The sequence below is a fragment of the Thalassorhabdomicrobium marinisediminis genome, assembly GCF_003072065.1.
In the GTDB taxonomy this organism is placed as follows: Bacteria; Pseudomonadota; Alphaproteobacteria; order Rhodobacterales; family Rhodobacteraceae; genus Octadecabacter; species Octadecabacter marinisediminis.
This window is the reverse complement of the sequence record NZ_QCYG01000001.1, coordinates 210,754-226,607: the sequence shown is the minus strand read 5'-3', so window position 1 is coordinate 226,607 and position 15,854 is coordinate 210,754. Positions and strand designations below refer to the sequence as shown.

General features: G+C 65.7%; 14 protein-coding genes. 9 read left to right on the top strand and 5 right to left on the bottom strand.

The features are described from left to right. Positions 1–215: 215 nt before the first annotated feature. From DC363_RS01145 to DC363_RS01135, 3 genes are all read left to right on the top strand, one after another. A complete protein-coding gene (locus tag DC363_RS01145) occupies positions 216–2,078 on the top strand; it encodes an ABC-F family ATP-binding cassette domain-containing protein (protein WP_108639528.1) in 1,863 nt (620 codons plus the stop codon). Between the two features lie 86 nt (positions 2,079–2,164). Next, positions 2,165–2,788, top strand: coding sequence for a MarC family protein (locus DC363_RS01140; protein ID WP_108639286.1), 624 nt, complete (start codon positions 2,165–2,167; stop codon positions 2,786–2,788). A 16-nt stretch (positions 2,789–2,804) separates the two neighbouring features. Beyond that, positions 2,805–3,368: a retropepsin-like aspartic protease family protein gene (locus tag DC363_RS01135; protein ID WP_108639285.1), complete on the top strand. Its 564-nt coding sequence runs from the start codon at positions 2,805–2,807 to the stop codon at positions 3,366–3,368. Positions 3,369–3,385: 17 nt separating this feature from the next. Here the strand turns inward: DC363_RS01135 and DC363_RS01130 are convergent, their stop codons facing one another. Then, on the bottom strand, positions 3,386–3,844 hold the full coding sequence (locus DC363_RS01130; protein WP_108639284.1) for a DNA polymerase III subunit chi: 459 nt from the start codon (positions 3,842–3,844) through the stop codon (positions 3,386–3,388). A 7-nt stretch (positions 3,845–3,851) separates the two neighbouring features. Beyond that, the gene (locus DC363_RS01125; RefSeq protein WP_108639283.1) at positions 3,852–5,324 is read right to left on the bottom strand and encodes a leucyl aminopeptidase; all 1,473 of its coding nucleotides are present in this window, start codon (positions 5,322–5,324) and stop codon (positions 3,852–3,854) included. Positions 5,325–5,468: 144 nt separating this feature from the next. Here DC363_RS01125 and lptF point away from each other — a divergent pair, with 144 nt between their 5' ends. From lptF to rsmA, 6 genes are read left to right on the top strand one after another with little or no spacing between them, the layout of a single operon-like run. Further along, positions 5,469–6,602 (top strand): LPS export ABC transporter permease LptF, encoded by a 1,134-nt coding sequence (gene lptF, locus DC363_RS01120; protein ID WP_108639282.1) that lies wholly within the window; start codon positions 5,469–5,471, stop codon positions 6,600–6,602. Next, positions 6,599–7,693, top strand: coding sequence for an LPS export ABC transporter permease LptG (lptG, locus tag DC363_RS01115; protein ID WP_108639281.1), 1,095 nt, complete (start codon positions 6,599–6,601; stop codon positions 7,691–7,693). Before lptF ends, lptG begins: the two co-directional genes overlap by 4 nt. Then, entirely contained in the window at positions 7,693–9,810 is a 2,118-nt protein-coding gene (locus tag DC363_RS01110) for an LPS-assembly protein LptD (protein WP_108639280.1), read from the top strand. Before lptG ends, DC363_RS01110 begins: the two co-directional genes overlap by 1 nt. A 32-nt stretch (positions 9,811–9,842) precedes the next feature. Further along, positions 9,843–11,063 (top strand): peptidylprolyl isomerase, encoded by a 1,221-nt coding sequence (locus tag DC363_RS01105; protein ID WP_108639279.1) that lies wholly within the window; start codon positions 9,843–9,845, stop codon positions 11,061–11,063. A gap of 5 nt (positions 11,064–11,068) precedes the next feature. After that, on the top strand, positions 11,069–12,034 hold the full coding sequence (gene pdxA, locus DC363_RS01100; RefSeq protein ID WP_108639278.1) for a 4-hydroxythreonine-4-phosphate dehydrogenase PdxA: 966 nt from the start codon (positions 11,069–11,071) through the stop codon (positions 12,032–12,034). Positions 12,035–12,085: 51 nt separating this feature from the next. After that, positions 12,086–12,922, top strand: coding sequence for a 16S rRNA (adenine(1518)-N(6)/adenine(1519)-N(6))-dimethyltransferase RsmA (rsmA, locus tag DC363_RS01095; RefSeq protein ID WP_108639277.1), 837 nt, complete (start codon positions 12,086–12,088; stop codon positions 12,920–12,922). 132 nt (positions 12,923–13,054) lie between these two features. Here the strand turns inward: rsmA and DC363_RS01090 are convergent, their stop codons facing one another. The 3 genes from DC363_RS01090 to prfA all read right to left on the bottom strand — a co-directional run bounded on the left by DC363_RS01090 (position 13,055) and on the right by prfA (position 15,849). Then, positions 13,055–13,732: a DUF4167 domain-containing protein gene (locus tag DC363_RS01090; RefSeq protein WP_108639276.1), complete on the bottom strand. Its 678-nt coding sequence runs from the start codon at positions 13,730–13,732 to the stop codon at positions 13,055–13,057. Between the two features lie 198 nt (positions 13,733–13,930). Beyond that, the gene (gene prmC / locus DC363_RS01085; RefSeq protein ID WP_277871141.1) at positions 13,931–14,797 is read right to left on the bottom strand and encodes a peptide chain release factor N(5)-glutamine methyltransferase; all 867 of its coding nucleotides are present in this window, start codon (positions 14,795–14,797) and stop codon (positions 13,931–13,933) included. Then, positions 14,794–15,849 (bottom strand): peptide chain release factor 1, encoded by a 1,056-nt coding sequence (gene prfA, locus DC363_RS01080; protein WP_108639275.1) that lies wholly within the window; start codon positions 15,847–15,849, stop codon positions 14,794–14,796. The genes prmC and prfA overlap by 4 nt, the downstream gene beginning before the upstream one ends. Between the last annotated feature and the right edge of the window lie 5 nt (positions 15,850–15,854).

Below are 15,854 nucleotides of genomic sequence, written 5' to 3'. Positions count from 1 at the left end.
TAGCACGGGGGTGCGGCGTTGAAAAGCCACCTTCTGCGCCTTTGCGCCCTGCCCTGCGCGCAATAGCGGTTGTGCCCGCGTGGCCGTTGTTCATCATCGCGGCCGCTTTGCTGTTGCTGATCGCCGTGCCCGAAACCATCCGCGCCCACCGATCCTCAGCGCTGCCCCCCAAAGCGGCGATTGACCCTGCCTGCCCCCCGTGGCACTGCCCCTTCATGTTACGCATTCAGGATATCACCTATTCCGTCGAAGGGCGCACCCTTCTGGAAAACACCTCGGTCACCATTCCCACCGGCCACAAGGTCGGGCTTGTGGGGCGCAATGGCACGGGCAAGACCACGCTCTTCCGCATCATTCGCGGCGAAATGGTGCTCGACACCGGCGACATCTCCATCCCCAAGGGCTGGAAGATCGGCGGCGTCAGCCAGGAGGTGCCGGGCAATGAGGTCTCTTTGATCGATACGGTGCTCGCGGCCGATACGGAACGGGTGGCCCTGCTGGCCGAAGCGGAGACCGCCACCGATCCCGGCCGCATCGCCGACATCCAGACCCGCCTGACGGACATTGACGCCTGGTCGGCCGAGGCCCGCGCCTCATCGATCCTCAAGGGGCTGGGCTTTACCGCAGAAGAGCAATTGCAACCCTGCTCCGCCTTCTCGGGCGGCTGGCGAATGCGCGTCGCGCTGGCGGCGGTGCTGTTCTCCGAACCGGACCTGCTGCTGCTGGACGAACCGACGAACTACCTCGACCTTGAAGGCGCGCTCTGGCTGGAATCCTACCTCGTGCGCTATCCGCATACGGTGCTGATCGTCAGTCACGACCGCGAACTGCTCAACCGCTCGGTCGGCGGCATCCTACACCTCGAGGACAAGTCGCTGACCTATTACACCGGCAACTATGAACAGTTCGTGCGCCAGCGGGCCGAGAAACGCGCCCTCCTCAGCGCGGCGGCCAAGAAACAGGACGCCAAGCGCGCCCATCTGCAAGCCTTTGTCGACCGCTTCAAGGCCAAGGCGTCGAAGGCGAAGCAGGCGCAATCCCGCGTGAAGATGCTGGAAAAGATGGAGACGATCCGCGCCCCCGAAGACGCGGCGCGCACGGTCTTCACCTTTCCCAAGCCCGAAGAGCTGCCGCCACCGATCATCGCGACCGAAGGCGTCAGCGTCGGCTACGACGGCACGCCGGTACTGGGCCAGCTTGACCTGCGCATCGATCAGGACGACCGCATCGCGCTGCTGGGGCGCAACGGCGAAGGCAAATCCACCCTGTCGAAACTGCTGTCGGGCCGGCTTGAGAAGATGGGCGGGAAGTTCACCGCCTCCAACAAACTCCGCATCGGATTTTTCGCGCAACATCAGGTAGATGAGCTGCGCGTGGACGAGACACCCCTTGACCATCTGTTCCGGCTGCGGGGTCACGAAGGCGGGGCGAAACTGCGCGCGCGGCTGGCGGGGTTCGGCCTTGGCGCCGATCAGGCCGAGACTGAGGTCGGGCGCCTGTCGGGCGGGCAAAAGGCCCGTCTGTCGTTGCTTCTGGCCACCATCGACGCGCCGCACCTGCTGATCCTGGACGAGCCGACCAACCACCTGGACATCGAAAGCCGCGAAGCGCTGGTTGAAGCGCTCACCCGCTACACCGGCGCGGTGATCCTTGTGTCCCACGACATGCACCTGCTGTCCCTCGTGGCCGACCGGCTGTGGCTGGTGAAGGACGGGCGCGTGAAACCCTATGAGGATGACTTGCAGGCCTATCGCCGCATGTTGCTCGCGCCGGACACGCGCAAGGCGGACAAGGCCCGCGCCGCCAAACCCAAGCCGGAAAAGCCGAAAATCACCCGCGACCAGCTTCTGGCCATGCGCGCCGACGTGCGCAAATGCGAAGACCGCGTCAACAAGATCAACGAGATGGCCGACAAGCTGAGCCAGAAGCTCGCCGATCCGGTGCTGTACGAGGATACCCGCAAGGGTGAGCTGGAAACCTGGAACCGCAAATACGCCGAGGTGCGCGACGCGCTCGAGAAGGCCGAAGGCCTCTGGATGGCCGCGCTTGAGCGGCTCGACAAGGCAGAGAAGGGCTAACCCCCGCCCCATCTTTGCTTCGCAAATATCCCCGCCGGAGGCATCCGCCCTTTCCGCCCGCACCGACCTGAGCTAGGGTTTGCCCAATGGATCCGTCTTTCCTCATCACCGCTTTCGTCGCCCTGTTCGTGGTGATCGACCCCATCGGCCTTGCCCCGCTTTACGTGGCCCTGACGGCGGGCATGTCCCCGGCCAAGCGCCGCGCCATCGGCATCCGCGCCTGCGCCGTCTCCATCGCGATCCTGTTTGTCTTCTCGCTCGCGGGCAGCGACATCCTTGAATTTGCGGGCATTTCCATGCCCGCCTTCCGCATCGCCGGGGGCATCCTGCTGTTCCTGACCGCGCTCGACATGCTGTTCGAGCGGCGCCAGAAACGCCGCGAAGACCGGGCGGAGGAAGACGATCTGGACGAGGATGACCCTTCGGTCTTCCCGCTGGCCATTCCGCTGATCGCGGGACCCGGATCGATCACCACCATCATCCTTCTGGTGGGTCAGACCGACAACACCGTGGGCTATGCGGCGGTCATGGGGGTGCTTTTGGGGATCATGGCGATGGTTTTCGTGATGTTCCTTGCCTCGACCCGCATCGAACGGATGCTGGGCAAGACCGGGATCACCATCATCACCCGCTTGCTGGGCATGTTGCTGGCCGCGCTTTCGGTGCAATTCGTCCTCGACGGTCTCAGCTCTTTCGGTTTGGGAAATTAACCCTATATCGAGGGGCATGGAGCCGTCCCAGTTCATCATCCTCGCCCTTGTGGGCATCGTTTTTCTGCCGCTGCTGGTGTCGCTCTTCGTCAACGTCACCCAATTGCGCAACCTGCTGCTGTGGGGCGTGATTTTCGTAGGCGCCTATACGATTGCCGACAACTGGGACACGGTCCGTGCGGGCTTTTTGCCGCAACAGGCGGTGATCACCGACAGCCGGATCGAGGTGCCGAAAGGCTTCGACAACCACTTCCGCCTGACGTTGCAGGTCAACGACGTGCCGGTCGAGTTCCTTGTGGACACCGGCGCAAGTCAGGTCGTGCTCTCGACCCGTGACGCCGAGCGGATTGGCCTTGATCCGCGCAATCTGGCCTATATCGGCACGGCGTTCACTGCGAATGGCGAGGTTGCGACCGCGCCGGTGCGGCTCGATTCTGTGACCTTGGGTGACATCCGTGACACCCGCGTGCGCGCCAGTGTCAATTCGGGCAACATGGACACCTCGCTGCTGGGGATGTCCTATCTCAACCGGTTCGAAAGCATCGAAATCCGCCGCGACCTGCTGATCCTGAACCGCTAGCGGCGGGCCACTCCGCGCTATTTCTCGGCCTTCTTTTCCCAACGGCCTGCGTCCTGCGCCCAGTATTGCGCCGAAACGCCGGCGTCGGTCAGTGTCTTCCACTGCACCCGCGCCCGTGCAAGCGCGTCGCCGTCGTGGCCGTCAAACAGCACGCAGACCCGCTCAGCCGCCGTCACTTCCTCCGCGCGCACCTCGGCGCCGTGGACCGACATCACGCAATCGGGCGCGTTCGCCGCCGCCTGACCGGCAGTCAGCAGGATCGGCTGGTCCGCGTCGTGATCGCCGCCCGCCAGCCCGTGGGGCAGAAAGCTCTCGGGCGGGCCGGACCAGAGCGCCTGATCCAGCCGCGCCATCGCCCCCGCATCGGTGCCGCGCACTTCCACCACCCAGCCCGCCGCGCGGGATTTCTCCAGCAGCATGGGCAGGGTCTGCTCAAGGCTTGCCTCGGTCAGATGGTAGAAGAACGCAGCGCCCACGGTGGATTTACTCCGCTTCGTAAGTGTCTGAGATCAAACGGTTCAACGCCGCGACACCCCAGCCGGTGGCCCCTTTGGGGGCCAGCACTGTATCTTCCTTCACGCTGGCCACACCTGCGATATCTAGGTGCATCCAGGGCGTGCCCTCTTTGATGAAGCGCTGCAGGAACTGCGCCGCCGTGATGCTGCCCGCGTCACGCCCGCCGCCCACGTTCTTCATGTCGGCGATGCGGCTTTTGAGCTTCGCATCATAGGCCGCGCCCAGCGGTAGACGCCAAGCGCCCTCGCCCTCGGTCTCGGCGGCCTTCAAGAACGCCTTGGACAGGGCGTCGTCGTTCGAGAACACGCCGGCATTCTCGCGCCCCAGCGCGATGATCACCGCTCCGGTCAGCGTTGCCAGATCGACCACGGCGGACGGTTTGAACCGCTCTTGCGCATACCACAGCACGTCGGCCAGCACCAAACGCCCCTCGGCGTCGGTGTTGATCACCTCGATCGTGTCGCCCTTCATCGAAGTCACGACGTCCCCGGGGCGCGTGGCGCGGTCGCTTGGCATGTTCTCGACCAGTCCGACCAGCCCGACCACGTTGGCGCGGGCCTTGCGCAGGGCCAGCGTCCGCATCACGCCCGAGACGACGCCCGCGCCGCCCATGTCCATCGTCATGTCTTCCATGCCGCCCGCAGGCTTGAGGCTGATGCCGCCGGTGTCGAAAACAACGCCCTTGCCGACCAGTGCCACGGGCGCTTCATCGCCGCCGCCGTTCCACTGCATCACCACGACCTTGGAGGGCGAGGCAGAGCCCAGACCCACGCAAAGCAGTGAGCCCATGCCGAGGTCCTCAAGCTTGTCCTCGTCCAGAACCTCAACCGTGAGGCCGATGTTTTCCATCTCTTTCAAGCGGTTGGCGAATTCGGTGGTGGTCAGGTGGTTGGCGGGCTCATTGGTCAGATCGCGGGTGAAGACGATGCCCTCGGCCACGGCCATCAGCACATCCGCAGCGGCCTGCACCTCGTCTGGCGCGGACACCATGAACTCGATCTTGCCCAATGCGTCCTGCGCGCCGGTCTTGTGCGGGGTGAAGGCGTAACCGCGCAGCGCCACGCCAAAGGCCACATCCGCCATGCGCGCCATCGAGCCGCCCAGCACCAGAACGTCATCCTCACCGCGGGCCTTGGCAATCGCGGCGCCGGCCTTGCGCGCTACCTCGACCGAGGGGCGGCGCGGCATCTTGACCACGATCACCTTGGCGGCGGCCAGTCCTGCGGGATAGCTGACCGTCACCGCCTCACCGGTTTTCGCCTTCTCGAAGGCCGCGCTTTCGACGAGGCGGGCCACCGCTTTCTTGCTCAGTGAATTCACCTTGCGGGCGTTCTGATCCAGCTTGCCGTCTTCGGTGGCGAAGACCGCAATCGCGCCGGAGCGCTCGGCCAGCGTGCCAAGGTCGATTTCGGTGATGGATAGGGGGGCGAGTTCGGTCATGGGGCACCTTCCGGGGTTGGTCATTTCGAATTTGGGCAATAGCTAGCTTGCCCGCGCGGCGATGACCAGACAGCTCTTGGGTTGACCGGGCATATGCGCTAGGAACAGCTTCGGTTTGGGGATCACGGACAGGGGAATGCTTCGGTGGCTCGATTTGACCGCTATATGCTGTCGCAACTCCTTGTTTTGTTCGGGTTTTTCTCGCTCATCCTGATCCTGATCTACTGGATCAACCGCGCTGTCGTGCTGTTCGACCAATTGATCGCGGACGGCCAGTCGGCTTGGGTGTTTCTGGAACTCACTTCTTTGTCGTTGCCGGGCCTGATCCGCATCGTGCTGCCGCTGTCGGCCTTTGTCGCGGCGGTCTATGTGACGAACCGCATGGCCTCGGAATCCGAACTGACCGTGGTGCAGGCCACGGGCTATTCGCCCTACCGTCTTGCCCAGCCCGTGATCTGGTTCGGGCTGATCGTGGCGCTGATGATGTCCGTGCTGACCCATTTCCTTGTCCCGCTGGCGACGCAGCAACTGCGCGAAAGGCAGGACGAGATCGCGCAGAACGTCACCGCGCGGCTCCTCACGCCCGGAGAGTTCCTCACCCCAACCGGCGATGTGACCTTCTACATTCGCGAGATTTCCCAGACCGGCGAGATGGTCGATCTGTTCATCTCCGAGAACACCGACCCCGACCGCAGCCTGACCTACACCGCCGACCGCGCCTATCTGGTCAAGACCGACAAGGGGCCGCAACTGGTTATGGTCAACGGGCTGGTGCAGGATCTGGACCGGCGCCGCAACCGGCTGACCACCACGGGGTTCGAGGATTTCGTTTATGACATCGGCGGGCTGATCGACGGCGATCGCACCCTGCGCCGTTCGGCCAGCAGCCTGATGACGTGGGAGCTGTTCGATCCCACCCCTGAAATTCTCGATGAAGTGCATCAGACCGCAGGCCAGCTCATGGTGCGCGGCCACGACCGTTTTGGTGAGGCCTTTCTGGGCTTCGTCGCGGGCCTTATCGGCTTTTCCGCGCTGATCGCGGGCGGGTTCAGCCGCTTCGGCCTGTGGCGCAACATCGCGCTGGCGGTGTTTCTGGTGGTCGTGGTCAAGGGGCTGGAATCCACCGGCACCAATCTGGCGCGGTCCGATCCGGCGCTGTGGCCCTTCATGTATCTTGCGGGGCTGGGCGGGCTGGTGATCTCTTACGCGCTGTTGTGGATCGCAGCGCATCCTTATGCACTCAAACGGCGGCCCCCGGCGCCGGGGGGTGCGTCGTGATCCTGCACCGCTATTTCGCCCGCCGCTTCGCCTGGACCTTCGCGGCAACCCTGCTGGGGTTCTTTACGCTGATGCTGCTGATCGATCTGGTCGAACAGGTGCGCCGCTTCGGGTCGGACGCGACCTTCGGCACGCTGCTGCAACTAAGTCTTCTGAACCTGCCCGCCGGTCTTTACCGCATCCTGCCGCTGATCATGGTGCTGTCGACGATTGCCATGTTCCTCGGGCTCGCGCGCTCGTCCGAGATGGTCGTGACCCGCGCGGCGGGGCGCTCGGCCCTCAAGGCGCTGGTCGCGCCGCTTTTCGTGACCGTGCTGATCGGGGCCTTGGCCGTGGCCGTCTTCAACCCCATCGTCGCCGCCACCTCGAAAGCCTTTGAGCTGCAAGAGGCGAGCCTGCGCTCGGGCGGGCCGTCGATCCTGTCGATCTCGGACAACGGGCTGTGGCTGCGGCAGGGCAACGACCTGAGCCAGACGGTGATCCGCGCCGCGCGCACCAATCTCGACGGCACCCGGCTTGAGGATGTCACCTTCCTGACTTTCACCCCCGACGGTGGCCCGACCCGCCGCATCGAGGCCGCGACCGCCACGCTGAGCGACGGGGCCTGGGACCTGACAGAAGCAAAGGCCTGGCCGCTGGACCGCTCGCGCGTGGCCGAAGCTTGGGCCACGACGCACCCCACCCTGCGCATCCCCTCGACCCTCACCGCCGATGAAATCCGCGACAGTTTCGGCGACCCTTCGGCGATCCCGATCTGGGACCTTCCCGCCTTCATTGACCGGCTCGAGGTTGCGGGCTTCTCCGCCACGCGGCACGCGGTCTGGCTGCAGATGGAACTGGCCCTGCCCGCGTTCCTGATGGCGATGGTGCTGGTCGGCTCGGCGTTCACCATGCGGCATCAGCGGGGCGGCAAGACGGGCGTGATGGTGCTGACCGCGATCCTGATCTGTTTTGCCCTGTTCTTCCTGCGCAATTTCGCGCAGATTCTGGGCGAGAACGGGCAGATCCCGCCGGTGCTTGCCGCCTGGGGCCCGCCCGTGGCGGCCATCGGTGCCGCCCTTGGCCTGCTGTTGCATCTGGAGGATGGCTGATGCGGTTTCTTTCGGCGCTTGCCCTGTGGGTGTTGCCCGTGCTCGCTTTGGTGCTGGTCCCCGCCCCGGCATTGGCGCAGGCGGCAGCCAGTCTGGTCGCCGACCGCGTTTTCGTGCCGGCGGGCGGGCAATCGCTGGTGGCCGAGGGCAACGTCGAGGTGTTCTTCGAGGGCACCCGCCTGACCGCCGGGCGTATCACCTTTGACGCGAGCGCGGACCGGCTCAGCATCGAGGGGCCGATCTTTATCGAAGGCGCGGATGGCACGCTTTTCACCGCCGACGCGGCCTCGCTTGATCCGCAGTTGCGCAACGGGCTTTTGCGCGGGGCGCGGCTGGTGCTGGATCAACAATTGCAACTGGCCGCTAACCAGATCGACCGGGTCGACGGGCGCTACACCCAGCTTTATCAGGTCGCCGCCACGTCCTGCCACATCTGCGCCGAGGGCGATGCCCCGCTGTGGGAAATCCGCGCCCGCAGGGTGATCCATGACGAAGCCGAGCGGCAGCTTTATTTCGATGACGCCAGCTTCCGCGTGGCCGGCCTGCCGATCTTCTACATCCCCCGCATGCGCCTGCCCGACCCGACCCTTGCCCGCGCGACCGGGCTGTTGATCCCGCGCGTCAGCTCAACCGATGCGCTGGGGATCGGCATCAAGCTGCCCTATTTCATCAAGCTGGGCGATCACCGCGACCTGACGCTCACGCCCTATCTGTCCTCGGTGACGACGACGCTCGAAGGGCGCTACCGGCAGGCTTACGCCAACGGCGACCTGCGGGTTGAGGCGGCCGTCACCCAAGACGACCTGATTGCCGACGCGCGCGGCTATATCTTCGCGGACGGTATTTTCGATCTCGGCCATGACATCAAGCTGCGCTTCGACATCGAAGCCGCCTCGGACAACGCCTATCTTCTGGAATACGGCTATTCCGACAAGGACCGCCTCGACAGCCAGATCACGCTGGACCGGGTGCGGGATCGCGACCTGGGCCGCACCACTTTCACCTATTACGACAGCCTGCGCGACAGTGAGGACTCGGCCACGCTGCCCCCCTATCTGCTGGACGTCAGCCGCGAACGTCGCCTGACACGTTGGGGCGGCACGCTGACGCTGACCACGGACCTGCAAGGCCATTACCGCGACATCGGCACCGACGTCGACGGCCGCGATGTGGCGCGCTTCGGCGTGGGCGCGGACTGGCGGGGCACCCATGTGACCGACGCGGGGCTGGTGGTGGAAAACCGCCTTGGCACGCAACTGGACTACTACGCCGTGCGCGATGACAGTGCGATCGGCGACAGCTTCCGCACCACCCTCTACACCGCCGCGACGCTGCGCTACCCCATGCTGCGCCGCACCGCCCGGGCGAGCCACGTGCTGGAACCGGTGCTCAACCTCGCGTGGTCGCAAGTGGACGGCGATCCGGTCCGCAACGAGGACAGCACCGCCACCGAGTTCGATCAGGCCAACCTTTATGCCCTGTCCCGCTTCGCCGGGGAGGATGCGGTGGAGACCGGGTTGCGGGGGGCTGCGGGTCTGACGTGGACGCGGCTGGGGGCGCAGGGTTGGGACAGCACGCTCACCGTGGGGCGGCTGTTCCGGGCCGAACGCGATCCGGTCTTCTCCTCGACCTCGGGGCTGGGCGAGACGCTGTCCGACTGGCTGTTGGCTGGGCAGATCCGCACGCCCACGGGCCTCAGCCTCGACAGTCGGGTGATCTTCGACGACCGGCTGGGGGTGACGAAATCGGAAACCCGTGCGCTCTGGTCCGGCGACAAGCTCGATCTGGCCACCAGCTACATCTTCCTGCCCGCCGATCTGGCCGAGGTGCGCCCCTCGTCCGTGTCCGAATGGACCATCGACGCGGATTACCGTTTCAACGACACTTGGTCGGCCGGTTTTGACGCCCGCTACGATGTCACCACCTCGGACCCGACCCGCGCGGGCCTTGATGTGGGCTGGCAAAACGAATGCGTGACGGTCGATTTTTCGGTGTCGCGCCGCTTCACCTCTTCCACTACAGTGGACCCAAGCACGGACTTCGGGCTTGCGATCGAATTGAACGGCTTCAGCGCCGGACGCACGGTCGACGGCCCGACCCACCGCTGCACGAACTGAACCGAGCGGACCGACAACACATGAGGATTTCCATGCGCGCCCTGATCTCGACGATCGCCACAACGCTGGCCCTGACCCTGCCCCCCATCGCCCTTCCCACGGGCGCCGTGGCGCAATTCTCCCCTGCGATCATCGTCAACGACAGCGTGGTGACGGAGTATGAGATCACCCAGCGCGAGGCTTTGCTGCGCGCCTTCCGCACCCCGGGCAACCTGTCCGAGCTGGCCCGCGAACAACTGATCGAGGATCGCCTGAAGCTGCAAGCCCTCGACCGGGCCGGCCTGCGGTTGTCCGACGACAGCCTGCGCACCGCCATGGAAGAGTTCGCAGGCCGCGCGGATCTTCAGCTTGACCAGTTCCTGACCGTTCTGGCACAGGGTGGCGTCTCGGAAGAGACGTTCCGCGATTTCGTGCGCGTCAACGTCAGCTGGCGCGATTTCATCCGCTCGCGCTATGCCGACCGGGCACGGGTGAGCGAATCCGACATCGACCGCGCGCTGGGGCAGTCCGGCGGGTCTTCGGCGATCGAAGTGCTCTTGTCCGAGATCATCATCCCCGCCCCACCGCCTCAGGCGCAGCAGGCCATCGCCACGGCAAACCGCATCGCGCAGACCACCTCGACCGCGACCTTCGAGGCCGAGGCGCGCCGTGTTTCCGCGCTGCCCTCCCGCGCGCAGGGCGGCCGCCTCGACTGGCTGCCGATCACCAATTACCCGGCGGGCCTGCGCGGCGTGATCCTTGATCTTGCCCCGGGTGAGGTCACCGCCCCGATCCCGATCACCAACGGTGTGGCGCTGTTCCAGATGCGCGGCGTGCGCGAAGTGCCCCGCCCCGCGCCGGAACCCGCCGCCATCGAATACGCGGCCTTCTACATCGACGGCGGGCTGAGTGAACGCGCCCTGCGCGAAGCAGCCCAGATCGACGCCCGTGTCGACACCTGCGACGACCTTTACGGCGTGGCGCGCGGCCTGCCTGCGGAACAGCTCCAGCGCGACACGCTGCCGCCCGCGCAAATCCCGCAGGACGTGGCCCTTGAGCTTGCCAAGCTCGACCCGGGCGAGACGTCCTATGCCCTGACCCGCGCCAACGGAAACACGCTGGTGTTCCTGATGATGTGCAGCCGCACACCGACCCTGGGCGACGGTCCGGACCGTGACACGATCCGCACCCAGCTCACCGGCCAGCGGCTTGAAACCTATGCCAGCGCCCTGCTTGCAGACCTGCGCGCAGCGGCGACCATCCGCACCCCGTGAGCGCCATGCGACCCATCGCCATAAGCTGCGGTGAACCTGCGGGCATCGGTCCGGAAATCGCACTCGCCGCGTGGCAGACGCTGCGGGGCGAGGTGCCGATGGTCTGGATCGGCGATCCGCGCCATCTGCCACAGGGGACCGATTGGGTCGGCGTGGCCGACATCGCGGACGCCGCGACCGCGCCCGCCTTTCCGGTGCTGGAACGGGACTTCGGCCCGCCTCGGGTGCCCGGCACGCCGGACCCGCGCCACGCGCAGGGCGTCATCGATGCCATCAAGGATGCGGTGTCACTGGTGCAATCGGGCGCCTGTTCGGCGCTCTGCACCGCACCGATCCACAAGCAGGCATTGATCGACGGCGCGGGCTTCGCCTATCCGGGCCATACCGAATACCTCGCCGCATTGGCCGGGCGCGACAGTGTGGTGATGATGCTCGCCTGCGAGATGTTGCGTGTGGTGCCCGCGACGATCCATATCCCGCTGGCGCAGGTGCCCGAACAGCTCACCGCGGCGACCCTCACCGACACGATCCTGATCACCCACGCCGCCCTGATCCGCGATTTCGGCATCCCCGCGCCACGCCTTGCGGTGGCGGGGCTGAACCCCCACGCGGGCGAAGGCGGCAAGATCGGGCAGGAAGAACTCGACCTGATCATACCCACGCTGGCCGCCCTGCGTGCCGAAGGTCTTTCCATCGCGGGCCCGCTCTCGGCGGACACGATGTTCCACCCCGCCGCCCGCGCGCAATACGACGCGGCGATCTGCATGTATCACGATCAGGCGCTGATCCCGATCAAGACGCTCGATTTCTCCGGCGGCGTGAACGTCACCTTTGGCCTGCCCTTCGTGCGCACCTCGCCCGACCACGGCACCGCCTTCGACATCGCCGGCACCGGACGGGCCGACGCCACCTCGATGATCGCCGCGCTGCGCATGGCGGCGCAAATGGCCACCGCACGGGCACAGGGCTGACCGACCCTCCGGGGGGAGTTTATCTGGTCAGATGAAACAAGGGACCCACTTATGAGCATCGACACCCTTCCCCCGTTGCGGCAGGTCATCGAGACCCACGCGCTTGCGGCGAAAAAGTCGCTGGGGCAGAACTTCCTGCTCGACCTGAACCTGACGGCCAAGATCGCGCGGCTGTCGGGCCGGAACGAGGATCACGACGTGCTCGAGATCGGCCCCGGGCCCGGCGGTTTGACGCGCGGTCTGCTGGCCGAAGGGGCGCGCCACGTGCTGGCCATCGAAAAAGACGCCCGTTGCCTGCCCGCGCTGGCCGAGATCGAAGCCGCCTATCCCGGGCGGCTCACGGTGATGCAGGGGGACGCGCTCGACATCGACCCGCTGGCCCACCTTAGGCCGCCGATCCGTGTTGCAGCCAACCTGCCCTATAACGTCGGGACCGAGCTTCTTGTCCGCTGGCTCACCCCGAAGGACTGGCCGCCCTTCTGGGACAGCCTCACGTTGATGTTTCAGCGCGAAGTGGCGCAACGGATCACGGCGCAACCGGGCTCCAAGGCCTACGGACGTCTGGCTATTCTGGCCCAATGGCGGACCGAGGCGCGGATCGTGCTGAACCTCCCGCCCGAGGCCTTCTCGCCTCCGCCCAAGGTGTCGAGCGCGGTCGTCCACCTCGCCGCCCTGCCAGAGCCCCGGTTTCCGGCCGACGCCAAGATGTTGCAGCACGTCACCGCCACAGCGTTCAACCAGCGCCGCAAGATGTTGCGTTCCTCGCTCAAGGGGTTGGCGCCGGACATCGAGGATCACCTGCGCGCGGCGGACATCAAGCCCACGGATCGCGCCGAACAGATCGACGTCGAACGCTTCTGCGCCCTCGTCCGCAGCCTGTCCGCCTGACCTTCATCTTTGCTATTGCAAATATCCCGGGGGAGTCGCGCCTCGGCGCGACGGGGGCTGGCCCCCGCCCCCATGAAAAAGCCCCCGCAGGGTGCGAGGGCTTTACATGTCTTACGGTGACCCTTTGCGCGGCTATTCCGCAGCTTCCGGTGCCGACCCGTTGCCCGTGTCCGAGCCATCCGCGCCGCCCTGCGCGCTGTCATCCCGGGACGGCTTCGCATCATCCTGATCACCCTTTGGTTTATCACCCTTGGGTTTGTCAGCCTTCTTCTCGCCCTTTGGCTTCTCGGACTTGGGTTTGTCGTCTTTCGACTGGTCCGGGCGCGCCTTGGGCTTGCGGCTGCGGCGCTTTTTGGGGGCGTCTTCCGGTGTTTCGACCAGATCGCTCCCGCCGGTGTCCTGGGCCTCCGCGTCGGGCTGTGCGCCCTGCTCGCTCTGGCTGTCGGACCCGCCAGCGGCCGCGTCTTCCTGCGCTTTGAGCCGTTCCGCCCGCTCGCGATCCCGCTCCGCCTGACGGTCGCGGTTCTGTTTTTCCTGCTCTTCGCGCTTGGCGTCGATTTCTTTTTGCGCTTCCGCCAGCATCCGCGTGTAGTGCTCCGCGTGCTGGGCGAAGTTCTCGGCGTTCACCCGGTCACCGGACAGCACCGCATCCCGGTGCAGCTGGTTGTATTTCTCGATGATCTGCTGCGGCGTTCCGCGCACCTTCCCTTCGGGGCCGGAACTGTCGAACACGCGGTTGACGATGTTTCCGCCCGATGGGCGATTGTTATTGCGGTTCTTGTTCCGCGAACGGGACCGGGAAGACTTCATAAAGGGTGTTCCAGTTAACTTTTCTGTCGCGGCCCGGTCTCACCTCATGTGAGCCTCAGATTAACGTGCCTGCGATGTTCTGGCTGTATCGCACCGAGGGCAAGCCCTTGGGTCCGATGCCCCTGACTAAGCCGTTGCAGCCCTGTTTCGCAAGGGGTTTCTGCGGATTCGGCACGATTTTGGCGCGTTTTTGCGGATTTACAGCGGTTTTCGGCCCAGAACGACTCGATCCCGCCCATCAAGGTCCTGCCGAATCCCGACCTCTCCCAGCCCCGCAGCGGTGAACATTCCAGCGACGGCCTGCGCTTGCGTGGGCCCGATCTCGACCATCAGCCAGCCGCCCGGGTGCAGATGGGCATCGGCACCCGCCGCGATCCGGCGGTAGCACGACAGGCCGTCCCCCTCGTCGGTGAGCGCCATGCGCGGCTCGAAACTCAGCTCCACCGCGAGGCCGGGCATCTCCTCGGCGGCGATATACGGCGGGTTCGAGACGACCAGATCGAAGCGGCCCGTGGCCCGCTCGAACCAGTCCGACACGGCGAAGGCGGCCCTCTTGTGGGCCCCGAGCGCGCCCCCGTTGCGGGTCGCCAGTTCGACGGCAGCTTCGGAAAGGTCCAACCCAAGCCCCGTCGCGTCCGGACGTTCCGCCAGCAGCGTGAGAAGGATGCAGCCCGAGCCGGTGCCCAGATCGAGCACGCGGGTGAAATCCACCTCCAGCGCGGTTTCGATCAGCGTTTCCGTTTCGGGACGCGGGTCGAGCACCTGCGCGGTCACTTCGAACCAGCGGCCATAGAACTGCCGCCTGCCGACCAGATGCGACACAGGTTCCCCCGCTGCGCGCCGCGCCACCAAAGCGTCGAACGCATCGCGCTGCGGCGCGCTTACCGCATCCCGCAGAATCAGGGTCATCCGGTCCGCTGGCACGTCAAGCACATGCGCCAGCAACAGGCGCGCATCGCGCTGGGGAATCGCTGTCGCAGCGTGGCGCAGCACGTCCTGAACGGTCGCCGCGGGCGGCCCTGTCGCCCCGGTCCGGGCGTCCGCGCCGGGGGCGTCCTTCGTCACCCGCCCATCTCCGCAAGCGCGGCGGCCTGTGCATCCTGAATGAGCGCGTCGATCACCTCATCCAGGTCGCCCTGCATAACCTGATCCAATTTGTATAACGTCAGGTTAATGCGGTGGTCGGTCATCCGGCCCTGCGGGAAATTATAGGTGCGGATCCGTTCGGACCGGTCGCCGGAGCCCACCTGCGACGCGCGGTCCGCCGACCGCTCATCGTGCAGCTTTTGCCGTTCCGCATCGTAAAGCCGCGTCTTGAGCACCTGCATCGCGATCTCGCGGTTGCGGTGCTGGGACTTCTCCGAGCTCGTCACCACGATGCCGCTGGGAATATGCGTGATGCGCACCGCCGAATCGGTGGTGTTGACGTGCTGCCCGCCAGAGCCGCTGGCTCGCATCGTGTCGATCCGGATGTCGTTGGCGTTGATCTGGATGTCCACATCCTCGGCTTCGGGCAGCACCGCCACGGTCGCCGCCGACGTATGGATGCGGCCACCGCTCTCGGTTTCGGGGACCCGTTGCACCCGGTGCACGCCGCTTTCGTATTTCAAACGCGCAAAGACATTCTGGCCCGAGACCCGCGCGGTCACCTCTTTGACGCCGCCCAGCTCCGACAGGCTCTCTTCCAAAATCTCGAACTTCCAGCCCCGAGCTTCGGCGTAGCGTTGATACATGCGCAGCAGGTCGCCGGCGAAAAGCCCCGCCTCATCGCCGCCGGTGCCAGGGCGAATCTCGAGCAGCGCGGGCTTGCTGTCGGCGGCGTCGCGCGGGATCAGGGCAAGCTTCACCGCCTGCTCCGCCTCGGGCAGCCTCTCGCGCAGCTCTGGCAGTTCCATCTCGGCCAGTTCGCGCATTTCCGGATCCGAGAGCATCGCCTCGGCCTCTTCGATCTCGGCGACGAGCGCCTGATAGGCGCGCACCACCTCAACCACCGGGCGCAGATCGGCGTATTCGCGGCTGACCCGGACGAACTCGTCCCCGCACAGCCCCTCGCCCATGCGGGCTTCAAGGTATTCGAACCGTTCGGTGATCTGCAGAAGGCGTTCGCTGGGTATCATGGGCT

Coding starts and splice junctions, on each gene's coding strand:
- DC363_RS01090 (WP_108639276.1), bottom strand. CDS start 13,732: ATGAAGTCTTCCCGGTCCCGTTCGCGGAACAAGAACCGCAATAACAAT.
- DC363_RS01105 (WP_108639279.1), top strand. CDS start 9,843: ATGCGCGCCCTGATCTCGACGATCGCCACAACGCTGGCCCTGACCCTG.
- DC363_RS01125 (WP_108639283.1), bottom strand. CDS start 5,324: ATGACCGAACTCGCCCCCCTATCCATCACCGAAATCGACCTTGGCACG.
- DC363_RS01110 (WP_108639280.1), top strand. CDS start 7,693: ATGCGGTTTCTTTCGGCGCTTGCCCTGTGGGTGTTGCCCGTGCTCGCT.
- prfA (WP_108639275.1), bottom strand. CDS start 15,849: ATGATACCCAGCGAACGCCTTCTGCAGATCACCGAACGGTTCGAATAC.
- DC363_RS01140 (WP_108639286.1), top strand. CDS start 2,165: ATGGATCCGTCTTTCCTCATCACCGCTTTCGTCGCCCTGTTCGTGGTG.
- pdxA (WP_108639278.1), top strand. CDS start 11,069: ATGCGACCCATCGCCATAAGCTGCGGTGAACCTGCGGGCATCGGTCCG.
- DC363_RS01135 (WP_108639285.1), top strand. CDS start 2,805: ATGGAGCCGTCCCAGTTCATCATCCTCGCCCTTGTGGGCATCGTTTTT.
- rsmA (WP_108639277.1), top strand. CDS start 12,086: ATGAGCATCGACACCCTTCCCCCGTTGCGGCAGGTCATCGAGACCCAC.
- DC363_RS01145 (WP_108639528.1), top strand. CDS start 216: ATGTTACGCATTCAGGATATCACCTATTCCGTCGAAGGGCGCACCCTT.